The following is a 14,064-nucleotide window of genomic DNA, read 5'->3' as shown; positions in this document are numbered from 1 at the left end:
TTTTCTTTGTTACAATCTTTGCTTCAAGTAAATCATTACAAATAACGATTTTTATATTATAATAGATATATGTTTTTTATTTTCAGTAATTTTAGTTAATATGGAGAAGGTAGGGAGAGATCATGTCAGGAACTTTAATTCAAGCTGACGAAACATGGATATTATTAGCATTTCTTGCTGGATGGGCAGCAATTAGTATTGTGTTAGAGCAAAGATATAAATGGGCTGCCAGAATATCAGGAGCTATTATTGCATTAGTAGGAGCACTTATTTTATCAAACTTAAAAATTATACCTACAGAGGCACCAGCTTACGATATTGTATGGGGCTATGTCATTCCATTAGCAATTCCGTTATTGTTATTCCAAGCAAATTTAAAAAAGATTTGGAATGAAAGTGGGCGTTTATTATTTATCTTTTTAATTAGTTCTATTGGAACAGTTGTAGGCGTATACATAGCCTTTTTTGTGTTAAAACATAGTATTCCACAACTATATAAAATTGCAGCAATGATGACAGGTTCGTATATTGGTGGAGGAGTAAACTTTGTTGCTTTATCGGCTAAATTTGAAGTGCCTGGTGAATTGATATCATCTACGACTGTAGCTGATAATTTAATGATGGCATTATACTTCTTTGTCTTAATGGCGATTCCAGCAATTACTTTTTTTAGAAGAAAGTTTTCTACACCGCATATTGATGAAGTTGAAAAACAATCAAATGCTAATGGGGAATCAACTGCAAGCACATACTGGAAACGAAAAGATATATCATTAAAAGATATCGCATTGTCATTAGGAAGTGCCTTTGCAATTGTCGCTATTTCATTTAAACTTGCTGACTTGTTTGGCTCATGGATTCCGTCAGGGGATGATGCCGGTGCTTTCATGAATATATTAAATGGCATATTTGGAGATCAATATTTAATGTTAACGACAATTACTGTTACGGTTGTAACTGTATTTCATAAGTTTTTTGATAAGATTCATGGATCACAAGAACTTGGAACATATTTAATTTATATGTTTTTCGTAGTCATTGGAGTTCCTGCATCACTGCCTGTACTACTTGAAAATGCGCCATTATTACTCGTGTTTGTCTTTATTATCGTGTTCATAAATATGCTCATTACATTTTCGGCTGGAAAACTGTTTAAATTTAATTTAGAGGAAATGATTTTGGCAAGTAATGCGAATATAGGTGGACCAACAACAGCTGCTGCGATGGCAATTGCAAAAGGTTGGACCCGTCTTATCGCCCCCATCATGCTTGTCGGCACGCTTGGATATATAATTGGAAACTATTTGGGCAGTATGATGGGAGTTTTACTAGAATCGCTCATGTAAAAAAAGGTGAGTTCCTACGATTTTTAGGGACTTACCTTTTTTTGTATGTATGAAAAGTATGTCTAAGTATAACTGGTCACGTAAAATTACTCTTCACTCTATTTAATAACAATTAAGAAGGCCTTAATCGTAAAGAACAAATCCACACGTTTGACAAAAAGAAGTATAGATTATATAATTATCTCGAATTCGAGATAAAATTACGAATGCAAATTGCATAAATAGAATATTCTATTGCCCAAATCAATTTTATACATGATAAATTATAAGTCCCCCTATAATAGGAATAATATAGAGCGAATGGGCGACTTGATACTAATTTTAGTGACAAAAGAGATGAATTAAGGAGGAATAACATGAAAGAGTTAAAAGGAATTCACCACGTAACAGCAATTACAAGTAGTGCGGAAAAAATTTATGAGTTTTTCACATATATATTAGGCTTGCGCTTAGTTAAAAAAACGGTAAATCAAGACGATATTCAAACATATCATTTATTTTTCGCTGATGACAAAGGCAGTCCGGGAACAGATATGACATTTTTTGATTTTCCGGGTATACCAAAGGGAGTTCATGGTACGAATGAAATTGCAAAGACATCATTGCGAGTTCCAAGTGACGAGGCTTTAAATTATTGGGAAAAACGATTTGATCGTCTTGACGTAAAACATACAGGGATTAAAGAGCAGTTTGGAAAAAAGACACTTTCATTTGTTGATTTCGACGATCAGCAATACCAGTTAATATCAGATGAACATAATAAAGGTGTAAAGGCAGGTATTCCGTGGGAAAAAGGGCCAATACCTATAGAATATGCAATTACAGGACTGGGGCCAATTTTTGTTCGGGTTGACAACTTTCAATATTTTAAAGATGTCATGGAAAAAGTGCTGTTATTTAAAGAAATTGCGAAAGAAAATTCTTTTCACTTATTTGAAGTAGGTGAAGGAGGAAATGGTGCGCAAGTTATTGTTGAATATAATGCAATGTTGCCGAGAGCACGCCAAGGATATGGTACTGTTCACCATGCAGCATTTCGTGTAGCGGATAGAGCGGAATTGGAAGCATGGATGAAACGAATGCAATCCATTGGGTTACCTAATTCTGGGTATGTGGAGCGATATTATTTTGGATCATTATATACAAACGTAGCGCCACAAATATTATTTGAAATCGCGACTGATGGCCCTGGATTTATGGGAGATGAGCCGTATGAAACGCTAGGAGAAAAATTATCTCTACCACCGTTTTTTGAATCCCAACGTGCGGAAATTGAAAAATTGGTACGGCCAATAGATACAGTGAGAAGTACGCGAGTATTTAAGAAGGAATATGAGGACAAGGAATAAATGTAACGGATGAGGTGTATTGATGATGCAACACATATTTCATAAAGGAAACGATCCTTCAAAGCCAACTCTACTTTTATTACACGGTACCGGCGGAACGGAACAAGATCTTTTACCACTAACGAATATAATTGATCCTGATGCAAATATATTAAGTGTAAGGGGTAATGTGCTAGAAAACGGCATGCCACGTTTTTTCAAAAGATTAGCAGAAGGTATTTTTGATGAGGAAGATTTGATTTTCCGTACAAAAGAATTGTATGGATTCCTGGATAAGGCGTCTGAAAAGTATACTTTTGATCGTAGGAATATAATCGCAATAGGGTACTCAAACGGTGCAAATATCGCAGCAAGTTTACTATTCCATTATCAAGATGCTTTGAAAGGAGCAATACTTCATCACCCGATGATTCCAAGAAGAGGTATTAAACTACCAGACTTAACAGCATTATCTATATTTATAGCAGCAGGAACGAATGATCCAATTTGTTCGCCACAAGAGTCTGAAGAATTAACTACCATTTTGGAAAATGCAGGCGCAAAGGTTGAACTACATTGGGAAGATAAAGGTCACCAATTAACAGCAACAGAGGTTGAAGCGGCCAAGAAGTGGTATAGCAAATTTAGCTGAGCATAAAAGTATAGAAAGATAGAACAAATTTGGCTGTAAGCCCCAAATTCTTTTAAAACAAGAATTTGGGGCTTTTATAATGTGTTACCCTTTTATTGCAAGTTTAATTTGCCGTAAGCCCGTTTCTTCAAGAATTTGAGAGATTTAAGAATGATAGTTTCAACCTATTTTTACATCCCCTATTACGAGCATATAACGAATGTTTTAAAGAATTCAAATTAAAGGTAGGTATTTAGACCCTTGTTTTTTTAACGAAAAGAAAATAAGTCATTACTAAAGGCTTAATTTTTTTTATTGTCTAATTATAGATTCAGAACTATAAGCTTTTATGGTAATATTAGAAGCAAATACCCTAATTTAACTGCCCTGATTACGTTATTCAAAAGGTTCGGTGAAAAGCCATACTACATTTTAAGTGAAAAGTCACCGTTAGGGTTCAAGACCTATTTTTACGCTTTATGCTTGTGGTCATAAAAGAAAACAGAAACTGTTAGATTTAAGGTGGTGCTTTCGTGACATTTATATCAGCATATTTTACAGATATAGGAACTAAAAAAGAGACGAATCAAGATGCTTTACTTATAAAAACTGCAAAGACATCTAAAGGAAATGTCGGATTGTTTGTTGTATGTGATGGGATGGGTGGCTTAACAAACGGTGAAATCGCGAGTACAACTGTTATTCAAGGTTTATCTGACTGGTTTGAAAAGGAATTACCGGATATTGTACTAAACGTTAATGTCACGGATAAAATCATCGGTAAACATTTAGATGAAAAAATACGGTTTTTAAACAAAAAAATTATCAAATATGGTAAAAAAAATGGCATTACATTAGGAACTACATTATCAATATTTTTGGTGATAGATAAAAAATATTATATTGTACAAATTGGTGATAGTCGCATCTATGAAGTAGGGACAGAATTATTACAACTTACAAAGGATCAAACCCTTGTTGCTCGCGAAGTGGAAAGGGGAAATTTAACACCCGAACAAGCAAAGTTTCATCCAAGACGTAATGTGCTCCTTCAGTGTGTCGGGGCTAGAGAAGAAATAGAAGTAGTGATGACAACAGGTAATATAAATGAAACGCACACGTATTTACTTTGTACAGATGGTTTTTATCATAAAATTGATGATGAGGAATTGATTGATTTTATACATAATGTGCAGGATGAATCACCTATGAAAAAAAACATTGCAGAACTAATCAATATAGCAAAGGATAGAGGGGAGACAGATAATATTTCCGCAATCCTCGTAAGATGTTCAAGATAAAATACATCAAAAGTTAATTTTCATCTAATAGATGCAGGAGATATGGGAGGGACAAAATGTTAAAAATTGGTGACATTGTTGACGACCGTTATGAAGTGCTAAAAGAAATTGGTCGTGGAGGAATGAGTGTTGTATATCTTGCAATGGATAATCGCTTAAATAAATCCCTCGTAATCAAGGATATAAGAAAAAAAGATACGATTAACAATGAGTTACTCGTAAATAGCTTAGTTGTAGAAGCGAATATGTTAAAAAAACTCGATCATCATGCACTTCCCCGTATTTATGACATTATAGAATCGTCCGGTGATATCTATATTGTGATGGATTATATTGAAGGGGAATCTTTAAAGCAGAAACTAATGCGAGAGGGCGTTTTGCCAGCTGAAGATGTGATCGAGTGGGCAAAACAACTTACAGACGTCTTAAATTATTTACATACGAGAAAACCGAATCCAATCATATATCGGGATATGAAGCCAGATAATATTATGATAACTCCTGAGGGACAAGTTAAATTAATAGACTTCGGCATTGCAAGGGAATATAAGCAGGAAAAAACAACAGATACGACAAATTTAGGTACAAAAGCGTACGCAGCTCCTGAGCAAATATCAGGAAAACAAACAGATGCAAGAACAGACATATATAGTTTAGGCATCACGTTATATCAACTTATAACGGGTAAGACATTAAATGATCCACCATTTGAAGTAAAACCTATACGCTATTGGGATTCTACTTTACCTGAGGGATTAGAAATTATTATCGAATATTGTACACAGCTAGAACCAGAAAATCGTTATCAATCAAGTGCTGAATTGCTACATGATCTTGATAACATAGAAAAATTAACACAAGGCTATAAAAAAATGTTGTACAAGAAATTAGTTAAATTTTTTGTGCCGTTAGTATTGTTTCTTACCTTTTCTATATCGACAGTATTTGGATATAATGGCATGCAAAAGGAGCAATTTCAAGATTATACTCGTATTATTAATGCAGCAAACAGTAATTTTATTGAAGGAAACACATCCGAATCAATTAAGTTATTAGAAAGTGCAATAAATTTAGACGGTAAGCGTTCTGAAGCATATATCAATCTTATAGATATTTATATTAATAGAAGTAACGTGATTAGTAATGAACATCATGCAGGTCATGAAGAAAAGGAACAAGATTCACATCGAGATGAGATTGAAGTAGGATTGCAACTTGTTAAATCTCATATTGAAAACAAGTATGGCAATACACATAAGAATAATGAAGTATTATACAAAATGGGCATGACATATTTTGATTATCAAAAAAATTATCAGGAAGCACTTACTTACTTTCGTCAAGTTGATCAGAAAGAGTTTCCATCGGTTGTATATTATAAAACATTGGCTACTGCCATGAGCCAATTAGAAATTGATTATGATAAATTTGTTGATGAATTAGTTTCGTTTGAAGCATTTAATGATTCCTTACCAAATAACTATAAAAAGGTTGACAATTACCACGCATTAATAAATATTTACTCATCTTATCGAAATTTCATTGATAATGCGAATACGAAATCTATTGAAATCATTGAGAAAGCGCAACAAGTGCTCACTCTTATTGATGAAGACTCCTTAAATTTAAAGTACGAACTGAGCCTTGAATTAAAATTGGCCCAAGCCTATCACAGCAGAGGATTAAGTAGGAAATATGATACAGAATTCGAGGATCCACAATTAGCTTATGATGATTTTAAACATGCTAATATGCATTATCAGACTTTAATTGATTTAGAAGTAACAAATCAAGAAGATATCATGGTGACGATAGGCACTATATTGCAAGAAATGGAAAAGTATGCAGAAGCTGAGCAATATTTTGAAGAAGCAATTCAAAAATATCCACAAAGTACGAAGGCTTATGTAAAACTTATCAATCTACTATTAGATGTAGAACAAATAAAAGAAAATACAAGTCAAAATTATGAAAAAGCAAAAGCTACATTCGAAAAATCTAAAAAACTACACGGAATAGAAGATGATGAAAGTTATAAAAAATTGATAAGAAGATTTATCAATCTGGGGCTAGAATAGAGGAGTGATTAGTTGGGAAATCAAATATTATTTTATACCGGTTTGATTGGGACAATAATTACTTTCCCGCTCGTAATTTATTTGTTTATCAGATTGCAAATTATGGAAGTCATTGAAGACATTACAGGATTGCGTTTACGTAAAAAAAGTAGGGTACGAATTCAACAGTACCGCGCATACACGGATGGAAAATTGAGTGAAACCTCCAAAAGTATTAAATTACGAAAAAACGAGACAACTGCCGATAACTATGTTAGCTTAACGGAGGCTTTAGAGAAGGCGGATCAATTTCTAGAGGATACGGAGGATTTGCAAGAACAATCAAAAGGAAAGGCAAAAAACATACCGTTACAGTATGTTGATATTAGTGAGGTTTTAAATAATCAGGTAATAGATACAGGAGATATTCAAAGTATAAATCATCATAACATGGATGAAACGGTGTTGTTATCTTCTGATGAAGAAACGGTACCATTGACAGATGAAATTGAAGAAACGGTCTTATTAGAAACTCCGATTGAGTCTAGCTTTGTTGTAGAAAAGGATATTGTCATCGTACACTCGGAGCCAATCAAGGAGGAGGAGATAACCCGTGGCTGAGATATTCAAACAAAAATACAGGAAGAATAAAAGCGTTTTCTTAATTTCTACTATTCTATTTGTCTTTATGTCAGCAATCATTTTTGCAAACCATGTTTTTTCGGCAGATAAGTTAGTCATGAAAATAGGTTTTCACGAAGATAATGAAACAACTTCTATATGGGATATAAATGAAAAAGATCCAGAGTGGTATACAAGAAATGATAAGATTAATTTTGAAATCGATTTAAGTGAAGCGTATAAAAAGATACAACAAAAGGATGGGAAACAGCAGGGGAAATCTGAGGATGTTGCTGAAGAAGAGGAAGAAGGAAATATAACATCTGAAGTGATAGAAGAAATTTTACATATTACTACTTTTTATAATAAAGAAGAGGTAAATCATTCAATCAAATTACTGAAAAATGATAAGAACGAATTTGAGGGTAAAGTAATGGTTGAGGTACAGCAGATAGAAACCTCACAAAATGATGCTAACTTCGCAGTGGAAATTGAAATACCGACAGAAAACCCATGGAACTTACCACCACGGGAAAAGGAGAAGGCAATTAAATTTATGGTGGAGCGTGACACAACGGATCCAACTATTACTTTTACAGGAGTACAAGATGGTGAAGTCTTTGAACCAAGAAAGCCATTTGGTAAACATGTAAAAGCGGATATAGGGATAGAAGTTATAGACAAGAATTTTGATGAAGAAAAGCTTACGATTCAAGTGACGAAAAATGAAGAAGTTCAAGATTATAAGTTTACTAAAAAGGATGGGAAATATTTATATACATTTCAAGATGATGGGAAATATGTTATAAAAGTTCAAGCTACAGATCGCGCTGGCAACATAAGCGAAGAGGATATAACGTTTTATATACATAATGAAGGGCCACAGATGAGTGTTCAAGTTGGCCAGAATGTGATTAGAGATGGTGACTTTATTAATCAAAATGAAATGGAAGTTTCACTTGAAAGTTTGCTAAAAATGAAACAAGGGACATTCAGCTTAGCACTTGATGATGAGCAACATGAAACTAATCCTATCATGATAAATGACTCGAATTTCAAATGGAAACCTCAGCTAAAGGGCGATGGTCACTATAAATTAGATGTTATGGTTCAAGAGGAACGCGAAAAAGATCATAGAGAGTATACTCTAGATTCCTTTAACTTTACTTTAGACACGACTACCCCGGAAATTACGATTGTACAAGATTATGAGCAAGCGATAAAAAATGATGTCAGTAAACAGAAAGAAGTTACCGTTAAAGTTGTGGAAGAAAACTTTGTATCTGATGTGGCGGTAATTGAATTACTTCAAGAGGCAGACGATGGAACATGGGCTCAAGCAGAAAATATAACGTTTCCTAAGTTTCGTAACACCAAGAATCATACATACTTATCAACACTAAATATTGACAAGGATGGAAAGTATAAAATAAATGTGACTATTACGGATGCCGCAAACAATACTGCAACTGCATCCACGGTGCCGTTTACTATAGACCAAACAAAACCTGAGATTACTATTTCACAAGAAGATGGTAGAGATGTACAACGTGATTATTCTAAGTATAAAGAAGTAAATGTACAAGTGAAGGACGATAATTTTGATTTTAATAAGTCTACAATTACAGTATATCAAGCAACAGAAGATGGCGCATTCATAGAGGTAGAAGGAATTGCGTTTCCGACTTGGGAGACTGGAAAAAATGATATTTTTTATTCAACCAAAGCATTTTCTACGGATGGTGTTTACAAAATTGTAGTAGAAGCAGAAGATGAAGCTGGTAACAAAAGTGTAAAGGAATCAGAAGTATTTACTATTGATACAATTGAACCGATAGTGAACGTAATTGATGAAAATGGTTCTTCATTACTCGAAAAAGATAAAGAATTTATTAGTAAAAGTCGAAATGTTATATTGCAAGTGGAAGAAACAAACTTTTCATCTGAATTGACAACTGTAAAGGTTTGGAAGGAAAATAGTAAAGGTGAATTTAAGGAAATACAGCAACGTTTTTCTAAATGGAAACAGGATGGAAAACAATATGTTTCATCTAATAGCTTTACGAAAGATGGCACGTATAAAGTGGAAGTAGAAGTAATAGATAAAGCAGGAAATAGAAAAAAAGCAATGACTGAGCCTTTCGTAGTAATACGTAAGCTTATTGATCCTTATTCAATTGAAGGTGTAGTGGACAAGGAGCATTATAAAGAAGATCGAGATGTGGAAATAACAATAGAGGCGCATTATATTGATAAAGCAAAAACTTCTGTTACAGGCGAAGTTTTTAATCAGCAAACAGGTAAATACGAGCCATACGACATTGGGGAATTAGAATATAAGAAAAAGGATATCGCAAAAATTGCGCATACCTTTTCAGAAGAGGGAAAGTACCGCTTAACGCTTACTGCAGCGGACAGAGCTGGAAATGTTGCGCCTAATGAAGTGATAACTTTTGTAATTGATAAAACAGCACCTGCCTTAAGTATTTCAAATGTTGAAACATATACTCATGCTAATCAAGAAGTAATAGTAAAAGTAGAGGAACGATATTTTGAAACAAATAATGTGATGTTTCATGTAAAAAAGAATGGCAGAGAAATTACGGATGAAGTTGAAAAATCCCATGAATTAGGAAGTAAATGGAGCACGGAGGCTGAAATATCTAAGCTTGCATACACATTTACCGAAGATGGATTTTATGAGATAGAAATAGCATCTCAAGATAAGGCAGGAAATGTTGCAAAAAAACAATATTTGTCTTTTACGCTTGATAAAACGAAGCCTACAATTGAAATAAGCAATGTGAAAGATAATAAGCATTATCCTGAAACAAAAATAGTTGATTTTATTATTACGGATGTAAATTTAGATCATAACCAAGTGGAAGTTACGAGAAATGGGAAGAAGTATAATATCGATGAGGAGTTTGTAATTGAAACGAATCAATACGAAAATTCTATTGCTAAGTTGACGCATGAGTTTAATAAAGAATGCGAGAAAAATTGTGATGATAAAGAACAAGAAGGTAACTATGAAGTTACAGTTCTAGCTAAAGATAAAGCTGGGAATAAAACGGAGAAAACGATACAGTTTACAATTGATAAAAAAGACCCAGTTATTACGATTGATCATCATATTAGGTCTCACATCAACTCAGAAAAACTAAACAAACAGGGAATTAATCAAGCAATTCCCATTCTCTTAACAGAGGTGAACGTAAAACAGAAAAATGTCACGGTAGAGCATGTTCGTTTAAATGGCAAGAAAGATGTGTATAGAGATGAAGAAATTGGCCAATGGGTTCAGGATGACAAACGGGAAGATCGTTATCAATTTTTAATACATGATCGTTTTTTTGATCGGGATGGCGTATACACAATTACGGTTGAAGCAGAGGATCTTTCTGGGAGAAAAGATAAAAAGTCTATGTCATTTACTGTAGATAATATTGCACCAGAAATCTCTATATCTTCCATTAGTCGTTATAATAATGAAGCGAAAACTGTAAAAGTGACGGTAAATGAGCACAATTATGCTAAGAATAAAGTGGATATTCAAATCAAGCGTGAAAATCCAGATGGAACGATTCAAAACTATTCTCCTTCTTGGAAAAATGAAGGTACGACAACAACATTGGATATTCCATTTACTGATGATGCGTTATATCATATTGTAGTGAATGCAACGGATGATGCAGGAAATAAGGCGAAAGAAAAATCTGCTACATTTACAATAGATACAATCAAGCCGAAACTTTCTATTCAAGGTGTAGAAAATACAAATGAAGTGAAACATTATAATGAGAGTAAAGATGTCACATTCAAAGTTACGGATACAAATATTGATAAAGAAAAAACAGTATTAATCGTAAAAAGACTAAATCGTGGAACAGGCAAAATGGAAAATGTGAATGTTGGTAAATTAGCCTTTACGAAGACAAAAGCTGAACTAAAATACCGTTTTTCACAAGAAGGATTGTATACGGTAGAGCTTCATGCAACAGATAAAGCACGAAATCAAGCGGAACCGGTAAAGATAACATTTGTTATCGACAAAACAGCCCCAGTACTATCGATTGATAATGTGACAGATCATGCATATTATCCAGCTAATCGTATAGTGGCTGTAAATGTACAGGAGACAAATTTTAAATCAAATGATGTTACATTCACCGTAACAAAAGATGGGGTGGATATTACAAACGAGGTAGAAGGTTCTGCTAGAAATGCAAGTTGGGCAAACGAGAAAAGCAATGCGAAACTTACGTACAATTTTAAAGAGGATGGCACATACACAATTTCCATTCAAGCGCAAGATTTAGCAGGAAACAAAGCCAAATCACAACAAAAGTCTTTTACCATCGATAAGACGAATCCAGTAATTGATATTTCTGGTGTTACGGAAGGGGAGCACTATAACACGGATAAACCTGTTCATGTCACGATTAAAGATGTTAACTTTGAAAAGAATACAATCCGAGTCCTCAAAGATGGAAAATCCTACTCGGTTGGGGGATTTTCTATTACGAATCATAAATATAAGGATTCTCTGGCATCTTTAAAGCATACATTTAGTCAAGAAGGTGACTATGAAATTTTGGTAGAATCTCGCGACCGTGCTGGTAATAGTGCAAATGAAAAGGTTACGTTCACGATTGATAAAACACCTCCTGTTATTACACCGAAAATGAAGGGGGAAAATCGCGAACTAAAAAATGGTGAGTTTATTAATAAAGTGTTTACACCTGAATTCGTGTTGGATGAAAAAGAAGACAAAATTACCTCGGTAACACTTAATGGGGGTAAAAATATTGCAGGTAATATTCCACTTGCATCCAAAGAGATGGAATACCAATATAAAGTAGTTGCCCAAGACAAAGCAGGTAATAAAACTAACCTAGACTTATCATTTACAGTTGATACGACAAAACCAAAACTAGTTATAGCAAATGTTCTTGGCAAGTTTTTTAATAAGAATATAACACCAACTGTTACGTATTCTGATAAATATTTAGATACAAAGAAAACATCAATACTTTTAAATAACCGCCTATTTGGTAATGAATTGCAAAAGACAAAGTTGGGTGACTATGTTTTAAGTGAAAGCATTACAAATGAAGGGCATTACGCATTAAAAGCAAAAGTAACAGATTTGGCTAAAAACGTATCTGAGCAATCTATTTATTTTACGCTTGATAAGGCGAAACCAAAAATAATTTTCAATAATGTTTTGAATGCAGCATACTTCAATGAAGTACTTATACCTGAACTGTCAATCATTAACGAATTAAGTGATTATGAGATCATCGTGCTTACGTTAAATGGCGAACCATATGAGATAGGTGACCCTATTGAAAAGGATGGAAAATATGTACTGTATATTGAAGTGAAGGATCAAGCAGGTAATATTGCGAGACAATCGATTGAGTTTATCGTTGATATGACACCTCCGAATGTGAAGTTTACAGGTGTTAACAATGAAGATGTCTATTATGATCCAGTAAAGATGGAAATCTCCTTAGATAATCAAGAAGATTGGATAAAGTCGGTTCATATTAATGATGAAGTGTTTGAAGGAGAAACGATAGAAAAGACACCGGATGGCAAAGTTTCGAAAATTAAACTATCATTTAACGATATTGATAAATATCAAGTTGTAGTAGAAGCGGAAGATAAAGCAGGGAATGTAGTGGAAGAGCAATTCTATTTTGAAATTGCTGATAAGAACTTTGTATTAAAATGGTATGAAAATAAACCATTATTTTACGGATCCCTTATTGGCTTCATTGGATTTATGGCCGCTGGTGGAGCCGTCGTCCTTCAAAGACGTAATAGGAAACCAGATGAAACTACAGTTGATAAGGAAGTTTCATGAACTATTAAATGTAAATAAGTCTAAGAAGCTGACTCAAAGATATTTGTATTTTGAGTCAGCTTTATTACTATAAAGAAATCCCCAAAACCTGATAAGACAAGTTTTGGGGATTTTGGCATACTGGATAAACCCTAGAATAGTGATCCTTTAATCAGCCGCTGCTTATTTATTTGCAGTATAAGCGTGATCTCTCCCGTAAACTTTCTAACACTTCTTCTGGCACTTCCCTAAACTTGATATCCTCACCTAAAAAAAGTAGCCAATTTGTTATATCAGTCAATTCTTCGGGGATATTAACATTGATAAAAGTCTTTAGAATGCCTGTTGCTTGGTAAGAATTCGTATAGGAAATTGAAAGTTTAAAAGGATGGTACTTTTTGAACTGGGCAATTGCCTTTGGACCAAATTCAATAACAAGGTTGATTTCATCTTCCTGTTTACTTAGATTTTCCAAAACCTTTTTCTTAGTTACCTTTGATTTCGTAGGATATGTTTTTACATTGATGAGATGGTCGACAGGAAAAATTCTTCTCCTTTCTTCCTCTAAGTCGTATCCCTCGATTTGCCATAGGCCTTTTTCTTGATAAAGGTGCAGAAGATAAATTGGATAAGACCTCTCTATCTTCCCTTCTTTGATGGTAATCAATAAATGGCAATCCAAAAGAAGCAGTTGGATGAGATTATCTAACATAGGATGAGGAAGGTCCGACAGTTCAAGTAAATCAGGATTATTGGGGTTTGTTCCTTCGAAAAGCAAGATCTGATTTAATAAAACTAAGGTTTCTTGTTGGCTTTCCGGGATGAGGCCTAGTAATTTTTCAGCTAAAGACCGTCTACCTTTTAGATAAGGAAGCTGTTGATTTCTTGAGGCCATAAAGGCTATAAAAAGTGCTTTAACTTCATCA

General features: G+C 34.0%; 8 protein-coding genes. 7 read left to right on the top strand and 1 reads right to left on the bottom strand.

Going from position 1 to position 14,064, the window contains the following annotated elements; genetic code table 11:
- Positions 1–122 precede the first annotated feature (122 nt).
- The 7 genes from ACFFIS_RS08790 (at position 123) to ACFFIS_RS08760 (ending at position 13,159) form a co-directional block, all read left to right on the top strand.
- Entirely contained in the window at positions 123–1,346 is a 1,224-nt protein-coding gene (locus ACFFIS_RS08790; protein ID WP_390187032.1) for a DUF819 family protein, read from the top strand.
- 356 nt (positions 1,347–1,702) lie between these two features.
- Positions 1,703–2,695 carry a ring-cleaving dioxygenase gene (locus ACFFIS_RS08785; protein ID WP_320379416.1) on the top strand — a complete coding sequence of 331 codons (993 nt, stop codon included), beginning with the start codon at positions 1,703–1,705 and terminating at the stop codon, positions 2,693–2,695.
- A gap of 22 nt (positions 2,696–2,717) precedes the next feature.
- A complete protein-coding gene (locus ACFFIS_RS08780; protein ID WP_390187030.1) occupies positions 2,718–3,326 on the top strand; it encodes an alpha/beta hydrolase in 609 nt (202 codons plus the stop codon).
- A 512-nt stretch (positions 3,327–3,838) separates the two neighbouring features.
- Positions 3,839–4,606, top strand: a complete 768-nt coding sequence (locus tag ACFFIS_RS08775; RefSeq protein ID WP_320379415.1) for a PP2C family protein-serine/threonine phosphatase — start codon at positions 3,839–3,841, stop codon at positions 4,604–4,606.
- 56 nt (positions 4,607–4,662) lie between these two features.
- Positions 4,663–6,684, top strand: a complete 2,022-nt coding sequence (locus tag ACFFIS_RS08770; protein WP_320379414.1) for a protein kinase domain-containing protein — start codon at positions 4,663–4,665, stop codon at positions 6,682–6,684.
- Positions 6,685–6,696: 12 nt separating this feature from the next.
- Positions 6,697–7,284, top strand: coding sequence for a hypothetical protein (locus ACFFIS_RS08765; protein ID WP_390187026.1), 588 nt, complete (start codon positions 6,697–6,699; stop codon positions 7,282–7,284).
- Positions 7,277–13,159 (top strand): Ig-like domain-containing protein, encoded by a 5,883-nt coding sequence (locus ACFFIS_RS08760; RefSeq protein ID WP_390187024.1) that lies wholly within the window; start codon positions 7,277–7,279, stop codon positions 13,157–13,159. The genes ACFFIS_RS08765 and ACFFIS_RS08760 overlap by 8 nt, the downstream gene beginning before the upstream one ends.
- A gap of 166 nt (positions 13,160–13,325) precedes the next feature.
- On the opposite strand, the gene ACFFIS_RS08755 is transcribed toward ACFFIS_RS08760, so the two are convergent.
- Positions 13,326–14,064, bottom strand: a 739-nt coding sequence (locus tag ACFFIS_RS08755) for a WYL domain-containing protein (protein WP_390187023.1), incomplete at its 5' end; no start/stop codon positions are given.

Origin of the sequence: Paracerasibacillus soli, assembly GCF_042432965.1 — a bacterium.
GTDB classification, from domain to species: domain Bacteria; phylum Bacillota; class Bacilli; order Bacillales; family Amphibacillaceae; genus Paracerasibacillus; species Paracerasibacillus soli.
This window is presented reverse-complemented; position numbering and strand designations above follow the sequence as displayed.